14 protein-coding genes are annotated in these 19,760 nt (G+C 60.5%); 11 read left to right on the forward strand and 3 right to left on the reverse strand.

All coding sequences use genetic code 11. The features are described from left to right. Positions 1-128: 128 nt before the first annotated feature. A complete protein-coding gene (locus tag QRN31_RS14790) occupies positions 129-392 on the forward strand; it encodes a hypothetical protein (RefSeq protein ID WP_090178830.1) in 264 nt (87 codons plus the stop codon). 136 nt (positions 393-528) lie between these two features. On the opposite strand, the gene gbdR is transcribed toward QRN31_RS14790, so the two are convergent. Then, positions 529-1,632, reverse strand: a complete 1,104-nt coding sequence (gbdR, locus tag QRN31_RS14795; RefSeq protein WP_090178827.1) for a choline metabolism transcriptional regulator GbdR — start codon at positions 1,630-1,632, stop codon at positions 529-531. 511 nt (positions 1,633-2,143) lie between these two features. Beyond that, positions 2,144-3,520: an L-serine ammonia-lyase gene (locus QRN31_RS14800; protein WP_285432729.1), complete on the reverse strand. Its 1,377-nt coding sequence runs from the start codon at positions 3,518-3,520 to the stop codon at positions 2,144-2,146. A 435-nt stretch (positions 3,521-3,955) separates the two neighbouring features. Between QRN31_RS14800 and QRN31_RS14805 the strand changes: the two genes are divergently transcribed. From QRN31_RS14805 to choV, 3 genes are all read left to right on the forward strand, one after another. Further along, positions 3,956-4,903, forward strand: a complete 948-nt coding sequence (locus tag QRN31_RS14805; RefSeq protein ID WP_259153655.1) for a choline ABC transporter substrate-binding protein — start codon at positions 3,956-3,958, stop codon at positions 4,901-4,903. Positions 4,904-4,969: 66 nt separating this feature from the next. Next, positions 4,970-5,815 (forward strand): choline ABC transporter permease subunit, encoded by an 846-nt coding sequence (gene choW / locus QRN31_RS14810; RefSeq protein WP_033060358.1) that lies wholly within the window; start codon positions 4,970-4,972, stop codon positions 5,813-5,815. Next, the gene (gene choV, locus QRN31_RS14815; protein WP_259153659.1) at positions 5,812-6,990 is read left to right on the forward strand and encodes a choline ABC transporter ATP-binding protein; all 1,179 of its coding nucleotides are present in this window, start codon (positions 5,812-5,814) and stop codon (positions 6,988-6,990) included. The genes choW and choV overlap by 4 nt, the downstream gene beginning before the upstream one ends. Positions 6,991-7,304: 314 nt before the next feature. Here choV and QRN31_RS14820 read toward each other — a convergent pair whose 3' ends face one another. Beyond that, a complete protein-coding gene (locus QRN31_RS14820) occupies positions 7,305-9,254 on the reverse strand; it encodes a BCCT family transporter (RefSeq protein ID WP_285433000.1) in 1,950 nt (649 codons plus the stop codon). A gap of 378 nt (positions 9,255-9,632) precedes the next feature. Here QRN31_RS14820 and betI point away from each other — a divergent pair, with 378 nt between their 5' ends. The 7 genes from betI (at position 9,633) to dbpA (ending at position 19,713) form a co-directional block, all read left to right on the forward strand. Beyond that, positions 9,633-10,226, forward strand: a complete 594-nt coding sequence (gene betI, locus QRN31_RS14825) for a transcriptional regulator BetI (protein ID WP_285432731.1) — start codon at positions 9,633-9,635, stop codon at positions 10,224-10,226. Between the two features lie 109 nt (positions 10,227-10,335). Further along, positions 10,336-11,808 carry a betaine-aldehyde dehydrogenase gene (betB, locus tag QRN31_RS14830; RefSeq protein ID WP_285432733.1) on the forward strand — a complete coding sequence of 491 codons (1,473 nt, stop codon included), beginning with the start codon at positions 10,336-10,338 and terminating at the stop codon, positions 11,806-11,808. A 151-nt stretch (positions 11,809-11,959) separates the two neighbouring features. Continuing rightward, entirely contained in the window at positions 11,960-13,663 is a 1,704-nt protein-coding gene (gene betA / locus QRN31_RS14835; RefSeq protein WP_285432734.1) for a choline dehydrogenase, read from the forward strand. A 263-nt stretch (positions 13,664-13,926) separates the two neighbouring features. Continuing rightward, entirely contained in the window at positions 13,927-15,369 is a 1,443-nt protein-coding gene (locus tag QRN31_RS14840; protein WP_285432735.1) for a TldD/PmbA family protein, read from the forward strand. Next, entirely contained in the window at positions 15,369-16,706 is a 1,338-nt protein-coding gene (locus QRN31_RS14845) for a TldD/PmbA family protein (RefSeq protein ID WP_285432736.1), read from the forward strand. Before QRN31_RS14840 ends, QRN31_RS14845 begins: the two co-directional genes overlap by 1 nt. 79 nt (positions 16,707-16,785) lie before the next feature. Then, positions 16,786-18,270, forward strand: coding sequence for a multidrug transporter subunit MdtD (mdtD, locus tag QRN31_RS14850; protein WP_414922998.1), 1,485 nt, complete (start codon positions 16,786-16,788; stop codon positions 18,268-18,270). 105 nt (positions 18,271-18,375) lie between these two features. After that, positions 18,376-19,713 (forward strand): ATP-dependent RNA helicase DbpA, encoded by a 1,338-nt coding sequence (dbpA, locus tag QRN31_RS14855; protein ID WP_231997110.1) that lies wholly within the window; start codon positions 18,376-18,378, stop codon positions 19,711-19,713. Positions 19,714-19,760: the final 47 nt, after the last annotated feature.

The raw sequence follows: 19,760 nt of genomic DNA on the forward strand, positions 1-19,760 counted from the left end.
TCTGGCAAGTTAGCCGAAAACGACCTGTTCATAGGTATTGCGGCCATTGCGACAAATCGTCCTTGCCGCCACTTCGCACCCCTATGAGAATCGAACCAAGACACCGTTCCCTAAAGAAGGATTGCGTCATGATGCACGCCGATTTGATAGACCAGGAAGACCTGTTGGGCCAGTTGAAGTCATTGGGTTTTCAAGTGCCGAGCGGGGCCACGGCCGAGCAGGCTTGCGAGTGCGCAGTGCGCGGTTTGAACGATGAACGGGCGATGACGCTGCGTACGATGGTCAAGCAGATGTACACCAGCAGCGCGACCATCCTGCCGGCCGTACGCCAGGCGATCGACAAGCAATTGTTGCCAGCCTTGGCGGCCTATCAACAGAGCCGTAGCGCCTGAATACTTTCTCACACTGATCGTTCCCACGCTCTGCGTGGGAATGCAGCCCGGGACGCTCCGCGTCCCTGCCGAAGCGGACGCAGAGCGTCCATTGAGGCATTCCCACGCAGAGCGTGGGAACGATCAGGTCGAAGGACTAGAGACGGACGCTGGCGAACGTCGACTCATTGCGCGCCTGGCTCAACGCCGACAACGGCCCGGACAACGGCGACAGCACCAAGGCTTGCGGCAGCGGCATCATCGCCACCTGTTGCGTGGTGTTCGAACCTACGCGCTCGTCACGTGGCGGAATGCCGAAGTATTCGCGGTAGCACTTGGAGAAGTGCGGCGTGGACACGAAGCCACAGACCGACGCCACTTCGATGATCGACATCGGCGTTTGCTTGAGCAGTTGCCGAGCCCGGATCAGGCGCAGTTTCAGGTAGTAGCGCGATGGCGAGCAGTGCAGGTATTTCTGGAACAGACGCTCCAGCTGACGACGCGAAACAGCGACATACACCGCCAGTTCATCGAGGTCGATCGGCTCTTCCAGATTGGCCTCCATCAGCGCGACGATTTCCTGCAGTTTTGGCTGATTGGTGCCCAGCATGTGCTTGAGCGGTACGCGCTGGTGATCCTGCTCGTTGCGGATGCGCTCGTAGACGAACATTTCCGAAATCGCGGCGGACAGTTCACGACCGTGATCGCGGCTGATCAGGTGCAGCATCATGTCCAGTGGCGCGGTGCCACCGGAACTGGTGAAACGGTTGCGGTCGAGGGTGAACAAGCGGGTGCTCATGGCCACACGAGGAAAGGCTTCCTGCATCGAAGCCAGGCATTCCCAGTGCACGCTGCAATCGAATCCGTCCAGCAGGCCGGCGCACGCCAGGGCCCAGCTGCCGGTGCAGACCGCACCAAGACGGCGCGACTGGCGAGCCTGGCTTTGCAGCCATGACACGTGTTCACGGGTAACAGTGCGCTGGATGCCGATACCGCCGCAAACAATGATGGTGTCCAGGGGTGGCGCTTTGTGCATGGAGCAATCGGGGGTGATCTGCAGACCATCACTGGCCCAGACCTGACCGCCATCGACGGTGAGCGTCGACCAGCGATACAACTCGCGACCGGACAATTGGTTGGCCATGCGCAGAGGTTCTACTGCGGAGGCCAGAGAAATAAGCGTGAAATTGTCCAGCAGCAGAAAGCCGATGGATTGAGGCGCACGGTTCTGGGGTTGGGCCCCCGAGTTGAACGTCGTCATCGCGGTATCTCCTCACACAAAGCGGGTGATGGCCTCAGGCGGAGGCTCTTGTTATTGCCATCGTTCTCGCGTGGGAGACGGGCTTTGTAATGACAGAGCAATTGCCATGCCTAAAATTGAATGGCCATTCAATAACTCCTGAAAACGACGTCGCGGCGTGTCTATATAAGCCGTGCGCAGAGTGGGGGTTATAAGTGCCATTATCGGCGGGAGGCGCTCTGCCCCGTTGGGCTTGAGCAAATCGGTAGCACTTGTGGGAACAGGGCTACAGCGACCTGAAGGAGAGTGTCACCGCAGGCACAGTCGACAGGCGGTAATGGCCAACTTGGATCCCTGGCCGTGGGTCAGTCACTTATCTGTAAGCGACGCGCCAAAACGTGGCGCGTTTTAATTTGGGTGTTCACTTAGTGCGCAGTTTTGACTGGTCTGGCGTCTCGCGACCAGGCTCGCCACACAATTGATTGCATTCCCTGTCGGAGCGAGCCTGCTCGCGATTGGGGTCGACTCGGTGTCAGCACTCAACCGCGCTGACCGCCAACCCGCCGCGTGATGTCTCTTTGTATTTGTCATGCATGTCCGCACCGGTGTCACGCATGGTCCGGATCACCCGATCCAGCGAGATAAAGTGCTGACCATCACCGCGCAACGCCATCTGCGCCGCGTTGATCGCTTTTACGGCTGCTATCGCATTGCGCTCGATGCACGGCACCTGGACCAGCCCGCCCACCGGATCGCAGGTCAGACCGAGGTTATGTTCCAGGCCGATTTCCGCCGCGTTGCACAGCTGCTCCGGCGTGGCACCGAGAATCTCCGCCAACCCCGCCGCCGCCATCGCACACGCCGAACCGACTTCCCCCTGGCAACCGACTTCGGCACCGGAGATCGAAGCGTTTTTCTTGCACAGAATCCCCACCGCAGCGGCGCTGAGGAAGTAGTCGACTACGTTGGCGTCCGTCACTGCTTCGCTGAACTTCATGAAGTAATGCAGCACCGCCGGAATGATCCCCGCCGCGCCGTTGGTCGGCGCTGTCACCATGCGCCCGCCAGCGGCGTTTTCTTCGTTGACCGCCAGGGCGAACAGGTTGACCCACTCCATGGCACTCAAGGTCGAACCGATGACATTGGGTTTACCCAACTCTTGAAGGCTGCGATGCAATTTGGCCGCACGACGACGCACATTCAATCCGCCGGGCAGGATGCCTTCGTGCTTGAGGCCCTGCTCGACGCAATCCTGCATGGCGCGCCAGAGTTTCATCAGGCCGCTGCGGATTTCTTCTTCGCTGCGCCAGACCTTTTCGTTGGCCATCATCAGTTCAGCCACGCGCAGGTTGTGCTGCTTACACAGGCTGAGCAGTTCGGCAGCGCTGGAGAAATCGTACGGCAACACCGTGCTGTCCAGATCGACCACGCCGCTGGACGCCTGCGCTTCATCGACGACAAAACCGCCACCGATGGAATAGTAGGTGTCGCGATGCAGCTCGCCGTGATCGCCTTCGACAATCAAGGTCATCGCGTTGGGATGGAATGGCAGGTTTTCGTCGATCAGGCGCATGTCCCGGGCCCAGATGAACGGGACCGACAAGCGACCGTCGAGCAACAAGGTGCGGGTTTCGCGCAGGGTTTCGATACGAATGCCGATTTGCGACGGATCGATCGCATCCGGCCACTCGCCCATCAGGCCCATGATCACCGCGTTGTCGCTGCCGTGACCGATGCCCGTGGCCGACAACGACCCGTAAAGCTGAACCTCGACGCGCCGTACTTGCTCCAAAAGACCCTGTTCACGCAAACCTTGCACGAACAGCGCGGCGGCCCGCATAGGCCCCACGGTGTGCGAGCTGGATGGGCCGATGCCGATTTTGAACAGGTCGAAAACGCTGATAGCCATTACTGCCGAACTCCTGGATGTGCCGACTCCAGACGCAAAGGCGCCCAGTGGCGGAGCTGCTACGCTCAAGCTGCAATCCGCCGAGATGGCCGCATCATCAGGCTTTTGTCATGTCGTTCGACGTCTCACACCGACGCACTCATGCCCACTAACGCCGCGAGGCGGCGACGCAATGTTTTCGCCGTTTTTTAGCGGATCAGAGGGGAAAAAAGGGCTGAAAAAAGCTGTAAACGACGTCACCGACACTGGATGCGACCATCCCTGTACTGGTTACGACGCCCCCTGTAGGCGTCAGATTTTCACTGGTACATGATCGTATCGACTCGATTGCAAGGCGCCGTGGTAGAGCTGTCTCCAAAACGCCATCCAACCGCAACCTATAAGTGCGGTGGTCCAGTCGGAACACTGCCAAAAAAAACACCAAGGAGTCCATCCATGAAAGGTTCCCCGTCGTTGTTGTTGGCCGCCATGCTGAGTCTGCCGTTACTGGCTCAAGCTGCAGAACCCGCTCAGTGCAGTACCGTAAACTTCTCTGATGTCGGCTGGACGGACATCACCGCAACAACCGCCACCACCAGCGTCGTGCTCGACGCCCTCGGCTACAAGACCAAAACCACGATGATTTCCGTGCCGGTGACCTACAAGTCCCTGGCCGACGGCAAGAACATGGACGTGTTCCTCGGTAACTGGATGCCGACCATGGAAAACGACATCAAGGCTTATCGTGATGCCGGCACCGTCGACGTCGTGCGCACCAACCTGACCGGCGCCAAGTACACCCTCGCCGTGCCGCAAGCGCTGTACGACAAAGGGCTGCATGACTTCGCCGACATCGCCAAATTCAAGAAAGAGCTCGACGGCAAGATCTATGGCATCGAACCTGGAAACGACGGTAACCGCCTGATCCAGAGTATGATCGACAAGAACGCCTTCGGCCTTAAAGACGCTGGTTTCAAAGTGGTCGAGTCCAGCGAAGCCGGCATGTTGTCTCAGGTTGACCGCGCCCAAAAACGCGACACCGCCGTGGTGTTCCTCGGCTGGGCGCCGCACCCGATGAACAAACGCTTCAAGATCCAATACCTCACCGGTGGTGACGATTTCTTCGGACCGGACTTCGGTGCCGCCACCGTGGCGACCAACACCCGCAAGGGGTACGTCCAGGAATGCAGCAACGTTGGACAGTTGCTGAAAAATCTGGAATTCACAGTCGACATGGAGAGCTCGCTGATGGGCAACATCCTGGATGACAAAATGAAGCCTGACGCGGCCGCCAAGGCCTGGCTGAAAAAGAACCCACAGGTCCTCGATACCTGGCTCGCTGGCGTGACCACCATTGACGGTAAACCAGGCCTGGAGGCCGTTAAAGCCAAGCTCGCGCAGTAATCGCTTACGCCGGGCGGGTTCGCTCGCCCGGGCTGTTTATTTCCTTGCATGCGGACGTTCACTACCATGCTGATTGATCAGAAAATCCCTTTAGGCCAGTACATCGCGGGCTTCGTTGAATGGTTGACGCAACACGGCGCCAGCACGTTCGACGCAATCGCCGTGTCACTGGAAACGATGATCCACGGCGTGACTTTTGCGCTGACCTGGTTCAACCCGCTGGCATTGATCGGCCTCATCGCGCTACTGGCACACTTCATTCAACGAAAGTGGGGGCTGACCGTTTTCGTCATCGCCTCCTTCTTGCTGATCCTCAATCTGGGGTACTGGCAGGAAACCATGGAAACCCTCGCCCAGGTGCTCTTCGCGACCCTGGTCTGCGTAGTCATCGGCGTGCCGTTGGGCATCGTCGCTGCGCACAAACCGATGTTCTACACATTGATGCGTCCGGTGCTCGATCTCATGCAGACCGTGCCGACCTTCGTGTACCTCATTCCTACCCTGACCCTCTTCGGTCTGGGTGTGGTCCCGGGCCTGATTTCAACGGTAGTGTTCGCGATTGCCGCGCCTATCCGCCTGACTTACCTGGGTATTCGCGATGTTCCGGAAGAACTGATGGACGCGGGCAAGGCCTTTGGCTGCTCGCGACGTCAGCTGCTCTCGCGAATCGAACTGCCCCACGCCATGCCAAGCATCGCGGCCGGTATCACCCAGTGCATCATGCTGTCGTTGTCGATGGTGGTGATCGCGGCACTGGTGGGCGCCGACGGCCTGGGCAAACCCGTGGTCAACGCACTGAACACTGCTGATATCGCCCTGGGCTTCGAAGCAGGCCTGGCGATCGTACTGCTGGCGATCATGCTCGACCGTATCTGCAAACAACCCGAAGCTAAAGTAGGGGGTGACGCATGAGCATTATTCGCTTCGATAACGTCGACGTTATCTTCTCCAAGGATCCACGCGAGGCTCTCAAGCTGCTGGATCAAGGCATGACCCGTAACGAGATCCTGAAAAAGACCGGGCAGATCGTTGGCGTGGAAAAGGCCAGCCTGGACGTCGAAAAAGGTGAAATCTGCGTACTGATGGGCCTGTCCGGCTCCGGCAAGTCCAGTCTGCTGCGCTGCATCAACGGCCTCAACACGGTTAGCCGTGGCAAGCTGTTCGTCGAGCACGAAGGCAGGCAGATAGACATTGCCTCCTGCACCCCGGCAGAACTGAAAATGATGCGCACCAAGCGCATTGCGATGGTGTTTCAGAAGTTCGCCCTGATGCCTTGGCTGACCGTTCGCGAGAACATCAGCTTCGGTCTGGAAATGCAGGGTCGCCCTGAAAAAGAGCGGCGCAAACTGGTGGACGACAAGCTTGAGCTGGTGGGCCTGACCCAATGGCGCAACAAGAAACCCAACGAGCTGTCCGGTGGTATGCAACAACGTGTGGGCCTGGCCCGCGCCCTGGCGATGGACGCCGACATCCTGCTGATGGACGAACCGTTCTCGGCACTCGACCCGCTGATCCGCCAAGGCCTGCAAGACGAACTGCTGGAACTGCAACGCAAGCTGCACAAAACCATCGTGTTCGTGAGTCACGACCTCGATGAGGCCCTGAAGCTCGGCAGCCGTATCGCGATCATGAAAGACGGCCGGATCATCCAGTACAGTAAGCCGGAAGAGATCGTCTTGAACCCGGCGGACGACTATGTGCGGACCTTCGTGGCCCACACCAACCCGCTGAACGTTCTGTGCGGTCGCAGCCTGATGCGCACCCTGGACAACTGCAAACGCATCAACGGCTCCGTCTGCCTCGATCCGGGCGGCGATTCGTGGCTGGACCTGGCAGAAGGCAACACCATCAAGGGTGCCCGTCAGAACGGTGCGAGCCTGGATCTGCAGAACTGGATTCCAGGGCAAGCGGTTGAAGGCCTGGGCCGTCGCCCAACGCTGGTGGACTCCAACATCGGCATGCGCGATGCGCTGCAGATTCGTTATCAGACCGGCAACAAACTGGTGCTGCACGACAACAACAAAGTGGTCGGGATTCTCGGCGACAGCGAGCTGTATCACGCGCTGCTCGGCAAGAACCTGGGGTAAGGCAGCAGACACAAAAACGCCGCGAGAGGATCGCGGCGTTTTTGTTTATGGGATATAGATCTTGATCGTTCCCACGCTCCGCGTGGTAATGCATCCGGTGACGCTCCGCGTCACGATTCAAAAGCGGACGCAGAGCGTCCGGGGCGGCATTCCCACGCAAAGCGTGGGAACGATCAGGTATTAGCTTTGCGAGTGATGGCCCCTTCGCGGGCAAGCCCGCTCCCACAAGGACAGTGACAATCCTGTGGGAGCGGGCTTGCCCGCGATGGAAGCGACGCGGTGCTTCAGACTGAAACACTGAGCCCTATCGAAACTCAGCTATAAACCCGGCCAAGGAGCTGGCGATGGCTTTCAAACTGATCGAGCACGTCACGGGTGATCTGATCCGCAGTGAAGCCCATCAGGTCATAGTCCTGGCTGCCGTTGTGCAGGTACACCTCGGCGCGGTAATAGCGCGCACGCGGTTCATCGGCACTTTCCGCCGAAACCGTGTCGCTCGCCGCTGCCAGATAGCCATCCAGGCTTACTTCGTAGACAAAAGGGTTGCCCTCTTCCATCTCGATCCGCACGCCCATGCAACGCTTGGACTTGCCCAGCAGCGTTTGCACATTCAGCCCTTGGGCACGCAATTGCACCGCCGCATCTTCCAGCGCCGGGCTGACTTGTTTGTCCATGAAACGCTGAACGATCGACTGGTTCGGCTGCAGATCCAATTGAGTCAAACGCTCACTGAAACCACGACGACCGCGCGCAGCCAGTTCCGCCTGCTCCTGTTCGATCTGCACGTCCTGGCGCATCGCCTTGTGCAAGCCGAACATGAAGAACACCAGCACTACCGAGAACGGCAGGCCGGCCAGCACCACCATGGTTTGCATGGCTTCGAAGTTACCGGCGAACAGCAGGCCGATGGTCACCAGGGTAATGACCGCCGACCAGAAAATCCGCAGCCAGTGCGGCGCATCTTCATCGACGTTGCCACCCTTGCAGGAAAGGTTGGCCATCATCACCGCGCCGGAATCCGCCGGGGTCAGGAACAACACGAAACCGACAAAGATCGACACGCCGATCACAATCTTCGACGCAGGATAATGTTCAAGCAGTTGGTAGATCGCCATGGACGGCTGTTCGAGCGCCGTCTTCCCGAGCTCCACCGCCCCATGGTTCATCACCAGGTCCAAGGCCGAGTTACCAAAGATCGACAGCCACGCCAGGGTGAAACCCAGCGGGATCAGCAGCACGCCGGCCACCAGTTCACGCACCGTACGACCACGGGAAATACGCGCGATGAACATGCCGACGAATGGGGCCCAGGAAATCCACCAGGCCCAATAGAACAAGGTCCACAGGCCCAACCAGCGGTCGGACTTCTCACTGTCGCCTTCGTACACATAGAGATCGAAGGTTTTCAGCACCACACCGTTCAGGTAGTCACCGATGTTTTGCACGAAGCCATTGAGCAGGTGCAGGGTCGGGCCGAACAGCAGCACGAAAATCAGCAGGCCGCTGAACAGCACGATGTTCAGGTTGGACAGACGGCGAATACCGTTTTCCACGCCCGACACGGCGGCGATGGTCGCCACGGTGCTCATCACGATGATCACGATCAGCAGGTTGGTGTTGCTGTGTGCCATGCCGAACAGGTTTTCCAGGCCCGAGGACACTTGCAGCGAACCAATCCCCAGGTTCGTCACCAGCCCCAGCAGGGTCACGAACATGCCGAAGCCGTCCACGGCATGACCGGCCGCGCCTTTGACCCAACGCTCGCCCACCAGCGGATACAGCGCCGAACGCAGCGCCAGCGGCTGGTTGTGACGGTACGCGAAGTACGCCACGGCCAAACCGACCAGGGCATAAATCGCCCAGCCATGCAGGCCCCAGTGCAGGAACGTCAGCTGCACGGCCTGACGCGCGGCCATGTTGCTGGCCGAAACGCCTTCCGGCGGATTGAAGTAATGGTCCAGCGGCTCCGAAGCGCCGAAGTACAACAGCGAGATGCCGATACCCGACGAGAACAACATCCCCGCCCAGGCGCCGTAGCTGAAGTCCGGAGTATCGTCCTTGCTGCCCAGTTTGAGCTTGCCGTAGGACGAAAACGCCAGGCCGACGACGAATACCAAATAAGCGGCAATCACCACCATGTAGTACCAGCCGAAGCTGCGGGACAACCAGGCCTGGGCAATACCGAGCAATCTGCCGGCCTCTTGCGGGGCGATGATCAGAATGGCGGTCAACAACAGGATCAGCGCGGTAGAGGTGTAGAACACCCAACCGTTGACCGTCACCTTCTCGGGTGGGGTCTTTATTAGAGAGGCAGAACTCATGGCACAGATGCTCCAGGCAGTGCGAGAGAAGAACACAAGGCAACGCGTTACCCGACCAATCGGTTAGTTGGCAGCCGACCGGCGGGTGATATAAAGACACCCCGAAAAAAGCCCGAAGCCCGGGAGCGCCAGCGCGCGTGGGTTTCGAGCGTTTTGTGATGTCGTTTTTCCGCTAACTACGTGTAGGAAAAACCTGTAGGCAGCGACGAATTGTCGCAGATCTTATTCTTTGTTGATTGAACGTTCAATCAAAACAAAATAGACTGGCCCTCAATCCGGCAGGCTTATTCGCCCACCGGGAGGCCTAAGGAGATGTGCAAGATGCCCAAGGTCGGTATGCAACCCATCCGTCGTCAGCAACTGATTGAAGCCACGCTACAGGCCGTCGATCAGGTCGGCATGGGGGACGCCAGCATTGCGCTGATCGCCCGTTTGGCCGGTGTCTCGAATGGCATCATCAGTCACTATTTTCAGGACAAGAATGGCCTGATCGCCGCCACGATGCGGTATCTGATGAGTGTCCTCAGCGAGAACGTCACCGCGCGCCGTCAGGCGCTGGCAGATGACAGCCCACGGGCGCATCTGCAGGTGATTATCGAAGGCAACTTCGACGCCAGCCAGGTCAATGGCCCGGCAATGAAAACCTGGTTGGCCTTCTGGGCCACCAGCATGCACCAGCCGTCTTTGCACAGGTTGCAGCGGATCAACGATCACCGTCTGTATTCCAACCTGTGCTGCCAGTTCCGCCGTACGTTGCCGCTTGATCAAGCGCGCAGCGCCGCCCGGGGCCTGGCAGCCCTCATTGACGGTTTGTGGTTGCGCGGCGCGCTGTCGGGAGATGCTTTCGACACCGAGCAGGCGCAACGGATCGCTTACGAATACATGGATATCCAATTGGCCAAGCAGGTGAGTTAGAGCACACATAAAACGCTCAGCCACCTGAACCGCCACTGATCAGCGATGCCCAGGCTACACGGCACGCCCAGTGGTCAACGCCAACCACTTATGCACTTGCGAGGACTTTATGGCCCGTTTCGAACTGCAAAAACTCTACATCGATGGCGGCTACAGTGACGCCAGCAGCGACGCCACCTTCGAAGCCATCAACCCGGCTAACGGTGAAGTCCTCGCAATCGTTCAGCGTGCGACCAAGGCAGACGTCGAGCGTGCGGTGGTCAGCGCCGAAAAGGGCCAGAAAATCTGGGCTGCGATGACCGCAATGGAGCGTTCGCGCATCCTGCGCCGTGCCGTCGACATCCTGCGCGAGCGCAACGATGAACTGGCCGCCCTGGAAACCCTGGACACCGGTAAATCGTTCTCCGAAACCAAGTATGTCGACATCGTCACCGGTGCCGACGTGCTGGAATATTACGCAGGCCTGGTGCCCGCCATCGAAGGCGAGCAGATTCCGCTGCGCACCACTTCGTTCGTCTACACCCGTCGCGAGCCGCTGGGCGTCGTCGCCGGTATCGGGGCGTGGAACTACCCGATCCAGATCGCCCTGTGGAAATCCGCGCCTGCCCTGGCGGCCGGTAACGCGATGATCTTCAAGCCAAGCGAAGTCACCTCGCTGACCACGCTGAAACTGGCCGAGATCTACACCGAGGCAGGCCTTCCGGCTGGCGTGTTCAACGTCTTGACCGGCAGCGGCCGTGAAGTCGGCACCTGGCTGACCGAGCACCCACGCATCGAAAAAATCTCCTTCACCGGCGGCACCGACACCGGCAAGAAGGTCATGGCCAGCGCCTCGGCTTCGTCGCTCAAAGACGTGACCATGGAACTGGGCGGCAAATCCCCGCTGATCATTTTCGACGACGCCGACCTCGACCGCGCCGCCGACACCGCGATGATGGCCAACTTCTACAGCTCGGGCCAGGTCTGCACCAACGGCACTCGTGTGTTCGTGCCAAGCCACCTCAAAGCTGCCTTCGAAGCCAAGATCGTTGAACGCGTTGCCCGCATCCGCGTCGGCAACCCGGAAGACGAGAACACCAACTTCGGTCCTCTGGTCAGTTTCGCCCACATGGAAAGCGTGCTGGGTTACATCGCCAAAGGTAAGGAAGAAGGCGCTCGCGTGCTGTGCGGCGGCGACCGTCTGACCGAAGGCGAATTCGCCAAGGGCGCATTCGTGGCACCGACCGTGTTCACCGACTGCACCGACGAGATGACCATCGTTCGCGAAGAAATCTTTGGCCCGGTGATGAGCATCCTGACGTACGAAACCGAAGAAGAAGTGATCCGTCGTGCCAACGACACCGACTTCGGCCTGGCCGCCGGTGTCGTCACCAAGGACCTGAACCGCGCCCACCGCGTGATTCATCAACTGGAAGCCGGTATCTGCTGGATCAACGCCTGGGGCGAATCCGACGCCAAGATGCCGGTCGGTGGCTACAAGCAGTCGGGCGTGGGCCGTGAAAACGGCATCAGCTCGCTGAACAACTTCACACGCATCAAATCGGTACAGGTCGAACTGGGCGATTACGCCTCGGTTTTCTAAGCAGGCATCTGCTTTGCCTGCGAGGCCGTCATCGCCAGCAGGCTGGCTCCCACAGGAGTACACATCCCCCTGTGGGAGCCAGCCTGCTGGCGATCGAGTGCGAAGCACTCGCCGTGGCCAGACCTGACCAACTTCAAAGAGGGTGCATTCAATGTCCCAAGAATTCGATTACATCATCATCGGTGCCGGCTCGGCCGGTAACACCCTGGCGACCCGTCTGACTGAAGACGAAGGCGTCACCGTCCTGCTGCTCGAAGCAGGCGGCCCGGACTACCGCATGGATTTCCGTACTCAAATGCCGGCCGCCCTGGCGTTCCCGCTGCAAGGCCGTCGCTATAACTGGGCCTACGAAACCGATCCAGAGCCACACATGGACGGTCGCCGGATGGAATGCGGTCGCGGCAAGGGCCTGGGTGGTTCTTCGCTGATCAACGGCATGTGCTACATCCGCGGCAACGCGATGGACTACGACAACTGGTCGAAACTGCCGGGTCTGGAAGACTGGTCGTACCTCGACTGCCTGCCGTACTTCCGCAAGGCTGAAACCCGTGACATCGGCCCGAACGACTACCACGGCGGCGACGGCCCGGTCAGCGTGACCACACCCAAAGCCGGCAACAACCCGCTGTTCCACGCGATGGTTGAAGCAGGCGTGCAGGCCGGTTACCCGCGCACCGAAGACCTCAACGGTTACCAGCAAGAAGGTTTCGGTCCGATGGACCGCACCGTGACGCCGAACGGTCGTCGCGCCAGCACCGCTCGCGGCTACCTGGACATCGCCAAAAAGCGTTCGACCCTGACCATCGTCACCCACGCCCTGACCGACAAGATCCTGTTCGAAGGCAAGCGTGCCGTCGGCGTGCGTTACCTGATCGGTGCGGCTGAAGAGCGTGTTGAAGTCCGCGCCCGCAAGGAAGTGCTGCTGTGCTCCGGCGCCATCGCGTCGCCGCAGATCCTGCAACGCTCTGGCGTCGGCCCGGCCGAACTGCTGAAAAAACTCGATATCCCGGTGGTCCACGACCTGCCGGGCGTCGGCGAAAACCTGCAGGATCACCTCGAGCTGTACCTGCAATACGCCTGCACCCAACCGGTCTCGCTGTACCCGTCGCTGCTCTGGTACAACCAGCCAGCCATCGGTGCCGAGTGGATGTTCAACGGCACCGGCATCGGCGCCAGCAACCAGTTCGAAGCCGGCGGTTTCATCCGCACCCGTCCGGAATTCGATTGGCCGAACATTCAGTACCACTTCCTGCCGGTCGCGATTAACTACAACGGCAGCAACGGCGTGAAAGAACACGGTTTCCAGGCGCACATGGGCTCCATGCGTTCGCCGAGCCGGGGTCGTATCCAGGCCAAGTCCAAGGATCCGCGCGAGTACCCGAGCATCCTGTTCAACTACATGGCCACCGAGCAGGACTGGCAGGAATTCCGTGACGGCATCCGCCTGACCCGTGAAATCATGCAACAACCTGCACTGGATGCATTCCGTGGCCGCGAAATCAGCCCGGGCATCGACGTGCAAACCGATGAGCAGCTCGACAAGTTCATCCGCGAACACGCCGAAACCGCGTTCCACCCGTCCTGCTCGTGCAAGATGGGCACCGACGAAATGGCCGTGGTCGATGGCGAAGGTCGTGTGCATGGCATGCAAGGCCTGCGCGTGGTCGATGCCTCGATCATGCCGATCATCACCACCGGCAACCTGAACGCACCAACGATCATGATGGCCGAGAAAATCGCCGACAAGATCCGCGGTCGCAAGCCATTGCCGCGTAGCAAGGCAGCTTACTTCGTGGCCGGCGATGCGCCAGTGCGTGGCAAGCCGTTGCGTGATGTGAGCCCGACAGCGCAGTAAGACAGTTACACCGCGGCGCTGCCTTCGCGAGCAAGCCCGCTCCCACATTTGACCGAGTCGCCAGATAACGACGCGGTCAAATGTGGGAGCGGGCTTGCTCGCGAAGGGGCCCTCCATAACACCACACCTCTCCCGGTAATGTTTTCCTACACCGATCCAAGCTTGATCCTACCCCCCGCGCAGGCCTAATCTAGCGCCACGCAAACGTTTCACCCCCCTTCGCAACACAGCTATACGCCACTCCATACCAAGGAGGTTCCCGAATGTTCGATTTCCACCCCCAGCTCAAGCAGCGTTTCGCTGCCTTGCGCACGGGCGCTGAATTCTTTTCGCTGCGTTATGTGCGCGAATCCGGCCAGTACCTGTCGGTGCGCAAGAATGTCGCCGAACCTCCGAGCCTGAGCCGTGACGAAGGCGCGATGCTGACCGTGCGCGTCAACGGTGTCGAAGCCTACGCCGCGACCAACGACCTGTCGCAACAAGGCCTGCAAGCTGCATTGGAGAAGGCCGAGCAACAAGCGCGACACCTCAAGCCCCACGCCTTGCTGGACTTGCGTGAACAAGCCGTTTCCAGCGACCGCGCCGACTATTTCTCGCCGAACCTCGACCAGCCCTTCCCGTCCCTGAGCGATTGCTACCAATTGCTCGGCGCCGAATCCGCGTCCGTGCCCAAGGACGAGCGACTGGTGAACTGGCAGGTGAGCATCGGCATCACCCATGTCGAGCAGATCTACCTCAACAGCGCCGGGGCCGAACTGCGCCAGGCTCAGCGGTTCGTCTACCCGGGCCTGGATGTCACGGCCTACGACGGCAGCGACAGCCAGACCCGCAGCCTGGGCCGCGAGAACTTCGGCCAGCAAGGCAGCGCTGACGTGATCAGCCGTTGCGGGCTGATCGGTGCCGGCCCGAAAGTCGCCGACCAAGCGTTGCAATTGCTGCTGGCGCCCAACACACCGCAGGGTCCGCGTGACCTGTTGCTGATGCCCGACCAGATGATGCTGCAGATCCACGAATCCATCGGCCATCCGCTGGAACTGGACCGCATCCTCGGCGATGAACGTAATTACGCCGGCACCAGTTTCGTCAAGGCAGAAGACTTCGGTCATCTGCAATACGGCTCGAAACTGCTCAACGTGACGTTCGATCCGGACATTCCTGAACAGCTCGCCAGCTACGGTCATGACGACGACGGCACAGCCGCGAGCAAACAGTTCCTGATCAAGGAAGGCTTGCTGCTGCGACCATTGGGCGGCGCGCTTTCACAATTCCGTGCCGGCATGGATGGCGTCGCCAACAGCCGCGCTTGCGGGTGGAATCGCCCGCCCATCGACCGCATGGCCAACCTGAACATCGAGCCCGGCGATCAACCGCTGGAACAACTGATCGGCAACATCGAGCACGGCATCATGATGTCGACCAACCGCTCATGGTCGATCGACGATGCACGCAATAAATTCCAGTTCGGTTGCGAATGGGCGCAGTTGATCGAAAACGGCGAGCTCAAAGGCGTGGTGAAGAACCCGAACTATCGGGCGATTTCCGCGCAATTCTGGAAGAGTCTCAGCGCCGTCGGCGACGCCAGCACGTTCAAGGTCCTGGGCACGCCGAACTGCGGCAAGGGCGAGCCAAATCAGGTGATCCGCGTCGGTCATGCCTCGCCGGCCTGCGTATTCAGCAACGTTGATGTATTTGGGGGAGACGCCTGATGAGTACGTCCAATAATCAGGCCGCCTCGTTCAAGGCCTTGGTGACCTGGCTGCGCGATGCGATTCGCGAGCCGGAGCAATTCACCCTCAGCTACGCCGCCGAATCCTCCGCCTTCGTGCGTTTCAACCACGCCAAGGTGCGTCAGGCCGGGCAGGTGCAGCAGGCGAGCGTCGGTTTCAAACTGATCAACGAAGGCCGGCATGCCGACCTGCACATCACACTGGCTGGCGATGCTGAAGTCGACCGCCAGCGTCTGGCCGATGGGCTGCAACAGTTGCGTGAAACACTGCCGCTGCTGCCGCAGGATCCGTACCTGTTGCTCAATCACAACGGCTGGCAGAGCAAGAACGTGCAGGAGCGTGCGCTGCCGGACACTGAACAAGTAGTCGCTGAAATCACCCGGGCGGCCGAAGGTCTGGACCTGGTAGGTTTCTATGCCGCCGGGCCGATCAGTCGTGGCTTCGCCAGTTCGGCGGGCGCGTTCGGCTGGCATCAGGCCAACAGCTTCAACTTTGATTTCAGCCTGTTCCATGACAATGGCCAAGCGGTGAAAGCCAGCTACGCCGGGCACGACTGGAACAGCGAAGGGTTTGCCAGGCGCTTTGCCCAGGCACGCGAGCAGTTGGCGTTTCTGGGCAGGCCGCAACGCACCCTCGCGCCCGGTCAGTACCGTGCCTACCTGGCGCCAGCGGCCTTGGGGGAAATCATGGACATGCTCGGCTGGGGCGGTTTCTCGGCGCAGTCGATTGCCAGCAAACACAGTCCGCTGCAGAAACTGTACGCGGGCGACAGTGCGTTCAGCCCGCTGGTGTCGGTCGATGAAAAGGTCAGCGGTTCGTTGAGTCCGGCGTTTTCCGGCGAAGGCTATCCGCGCAGCGATCTTGGCTTGATTGTCGAAGGCAAGGCTGGCGCGCAGATGGTCAATTCACGCAGCGCAGCCGAGTACGGCCTGACGGCCAATGGCGCCGGTGGCGGTGAAATGCCGAGTGCACTGAACATGGCGGCCGGCACATTGCCTGACGCCGAGATTCTCAAGCAGTTGGGCACCGGGCTGTACATCAGCAATCTCTGGTACCTGAACTACTCGGATCAACCCGCGGCGCGCCTGACCGGCATGACGCGCTTTGCGACCTTCTGGGTCGAGAACGGCGAGATACAGGCGCCGGTGAGCACGATGCGCTTTGATGACAGCGCTTACAGCTTGCTCGGTTCGCACCTGGAAGCGTTGACGGAGGAACGTGAGTTGTTGCTGTCGGCGAGTACCTACAGCCAGCGGGCCACAGCTTCGGCGTTGTTGCCGGGTGCGCTGGTCAGCCGGTTGACCTTGACCCTCTGATACCGATCGTTCCCACGCTCCGCGTGGGAATGCAGCCCGGGACGCTTTGCGTCCCTGCCGAAGCGGACGCGGAGCGTCCATTGAGGCATTCCCACGCAGAGCGTGGGAACGATCATCTCCAACCACAAGAGGTCCCATGCCGAACCGCCCGCCTCTCGACGCTGTCACCGCCCGCTGGGTGCCGTGGGTCGTCGCCATCGCTTTCTTCATGCAATCCCTCGACGGGACCATTCTCAACACCGCCCTGCCTGCCATGGCCCGCGATCTGGCCGAGGATCCGTTGCGCATGCAAGGCGTGATCATCGCCTACATGCTTACCGTTGCGCTGCTGATCCCCGCCTCCGGCTGGATCGCTGACCGCTTCGGCACCAAGAAAATCTTCTTCGGCGCCATCCTGCTGTTCAGCCTCGGCTCATTGCTCTGCGCGTTGTCGAGCAGCCTGAGCCTGCTGATTGGCGCCCGCGTCATCCAAGGCCTGGGCGGTGCGCTGATGCTGCCGGTCGGGCGATTGGTCGTCCTGCGCGCCTACCCGCGCTCGGAGCTGGTGCGGATCATGGGGTTCATCACTATTCCCGGACTGCTCGGCCCGTTGATCGGCCCGACCATGGGCGGCTGGATGGTGGAATACCTGACCTGGCACTGGATCTTCCTGATCAACCTGCCGGTGGGCGCCGTCGGTTGCTACGCCGTGTGGAAATTCATCCCTGACCTGCGCGGCAGTGAACGTACGCGTTTCGACAGCCTGGGCTTTTTGCTGTTTGGCGCGGCAATGGTGCTGATCACCATCGCCATGGAAGGCCTGGGCGAACTGCACCTGCCACACTTGCGCGTGATGTTGCTGCTGTTCGGCGGCATGGCATGTCTGGCGGCGTATTGGCTGCGGGCAGGGCACACCGAGAATCCGCTGTTCGCGCCGTCGCTGTTCAAGACCCGGACTTTTGCCGTGGGCATTCTCGGCAACCTGTTCGCTCGCCTGGGCAGCGGCGCGCTGCCGTTCCTCGTGCCGTTGTTGCTGCAAGTGGCGCTGGGTTACTCGCCGTCCCAGGCGGGGATGAGCATGCTGCCGCTGGCCGCTGCGGCGATGTTCGCCAAGTCGGTGGCGCGACCGCTGATCGAACGCTTGGGCTATCGCATCGTGCTGACCGGCAACACGTTGGCGCTGGGGCTGATGCTGGCGAGCATGGGTCTGGTCAGCGAGCAGACGCCGTATTGGTTATTGCTGGGGATGCTGGCCATTCTTGGCGCGATCAACTCGTTGCAGTTCACCGCGATGAACACCGTGACCCTGATCGACCTCGACGATGCCAGCGCCAGCAGCGGTAACAGTCTGCTGTCGGTGGTCGCGCAATTGTCCCTGAGCCTGGGGGTTGCCTGCGCCGGCGCGCTGCTCGGTGGCTTCACCGCAGAAATCGGCAACGATGGCGTCGACACCGTGCTGGGCGCCTTCCAGCTGACCTTTGTGACCGTCGGAATCATGGCCATGCTGGCCGCGACGATCTTCTCGCAACTGTCAAAGGAAGACGGACGGCGCGTCAAACGTCCGGAAGAACACATCGAACCTTAGGGCCAATGGCCACGGGACTGATACACTGCGCGACATTTTGTTTTGCAGGCCAGTCCCGTGACCACCATCGCCACCGCTTTTAATACTTTGCCGCTGTCCGCCGCCATGCTGGCTAACCTCGACTCGCTCGGTTATACCCAGATGACGCCGATCCAGGCGCAAAGCTTGCCGGTGATCCTCAAGGGGATGGATCTGATCGCCCAGGCCAAGACCGGCAGCGGCAAGACCGCCGCCTTCGGTATCGGCCTGCTGAACCCGATCAATCCGCGCTTCTTCGGTTGCCAGGCGCTGGTCATCTGCCCAACGCGCGAGCTGGCTGACCAGGTTGCCAAGGAAATCCGTCGCCTGGCCCGCTCCGAAGACAACATCAAGGTCCTGACCCTGTGTGGCGGCGTTTCGTTCGGCCCGCAGATTGGTTCGCTTGAGCACGGCGCGCACATCATCGTCGGCACCCCGGGCCGGATCCAGCAGCACCTGCGCAAGGGTTCGCTGGTACTTCATGGCCTGAACACGCTGATCCTCGACGAAGCCGACCGCATGCTCGACATGGGCTTCTACGATTCCATTGAAGAAATCATCGCCCAATGCCCGGAGCGCCGCCAGACTCTGCTGTTCTCCGCCACTTACCCGGTGGGCATCAAGCAACTGGCGTCGAAGTTCATGCGCAACCCGCAGCAAGTGAAGGCCGAGGCGTTCCACGACGACACGCAGATCGAGCAGCGCTTCTACGAGATCTCCCCGGATGAGCGCATGGACGCCGTGGTCAAAGTCCTCGCGCATCACCGTCCGGCCTCCTGCGTCGCGTTCTGCTTCACCAAGCAGCAGGTTCAGGAAACCGTCGATCACCTGACCTCCAAAGGCATCTCTGCCGTCGGCCTGCATGGCGATCTGGAACAGCGTGACCGTGACCAGGTATTGGCCATGTTCGCCAACCGCAGCACTTCGGTACTGGTCGCTACCGACGTCGCCGCCCGTGGCCTGGACATCGATGCGCTGGACATGGTGATCAACGTCGAGCTGGCGCGTGATTCGGAAATCCACATTCACCGCGTCGGCCGTACCGGTCGTGCCGGCGAGAAAGGCATTGCGATCAGCCTGGTCGCGCCGTCCGAAGCGCACCGCGCCCAGGCCATCGAGCAACTGCAGAAGTCGCCGTTGAGCTGGGATCAGCTGGACAACCTCAAATCCCAGGGCGGCGCACCGCTGCTGCCGGTGATGAGCACGCTGGTGATTGGCGCGGGCCGTAAAGACAAAGTGCGTCCGGGTGACATTCTGGGTGCATTGACGGGCGATGCCGGCATTCCGGGCGCTCAGGTCGGCAAGATCGCGATTTTCGATTTCCAGGCCTATGTGGCGGTGGAACGCGGGATCGCCAAGCAGGCCTTGCAGCGCCTGAACGACGGCAAGATCAAAGGCCGTTCGCTGCGCGTGCGCATCTTGTAAGCGATCTACGCACCAACAAAGATCCCCTGTGGGAGCGAGCTTGCTCG

Source organism: Pseudomonas sp. fls2-241-R2A-110, from assembly GCF_030209165.1.
Taxonomy (GTDB): Bacteria; Pseudomonadota; Gammaproteobacteria; order Pseudomonadales; family Pseudomonadaceae; genus Aquipseudomonas.

Excerpts from the sequence above, each read along its gene's own strand:
- betA (WP_285432734.1), top strand. The coding sequence starts at position 11,960 with ATGTCCCAAGAATTCGATTACATCATCATCGGTGCCGGCTCGGCCGGT.
- gbdR (WP_090178827.1), bottom strand. The coding sequence starts at position 1,632 with ATGACGACGTTCAACTCGGGGGCCCAACCCCAGAACCGTGCGCCTCAA.
- QRN31_RS14805 (WP_259153655.1), top strand. The coding sequence starts at position 3,956 with ATGAAAGGTTCCCCGTCGTTGTTGTTGGCCGCCATGCTGAGTCTGCCG.
- QRN31_RS14845 (WP_285432736.1), top strand. The coding sequence starts at position 15,369 with ATGAGTACGTCCAATAATCAGGCCGCCTCGTTCAAGGCCTTGGTGACC.
- betI (WP_285432731.1), top strand. The coding sequence starts at position 9,633 with ATGCCCAAGGTCGGTATGCAACCCATCCGTCGTCAGCAACTGATTGAA.
- choV (WP_259153659.1), top strand. The coding sequence starts at position 5,812 with ATGAGCATTATTCGCTTCGATAACGTCGACGTTATCTTCTCCAAGGAT.
- dbpA (WP_231997110.1), top strand. The coding sequence starts at position 18,376 with ATGCTGGCTAACCTCGACTCGCTCGGTTATACCCAGATGACGCCGATC.
- betB (WP_285432733.1), top strand. The coding sequence starts at position 10,336 with ATGGCCCGTTTCGAACTGCAAAAACTCTACATCGATGGCGGCTACAGT.
- QRN31_RS14790 (WP_090178830.1), top strand. The coding sequence starts at position 129 with ATGATGCACGCCGATTTGATAGACCAGGAAGACCTGTTGGGCCAGTTG.
- QRN31_RS14840 (WP_285432735.1), top strand. The coding sequence starts at position 13,927 with ATGTTCGATTTCCACCCCCAGCTCAAGCAGCGTTTCGCTGCCTTGCGC.
- choW (WP_033060358.1), top strand. The coding sequence starts at position 4,970 with ATGCTGATTGATCAGAAAATCCCTTTAGGCCAGTACATCGCGGGCTTC.
- QRN31_RS14800 (WP_285432729.1), bottom strand. The coding sequence starts at position 3,520 with ATGGCTATCAGCGTTTTCGACCTGTTCAAAATCGGCATCGGCCCATCC.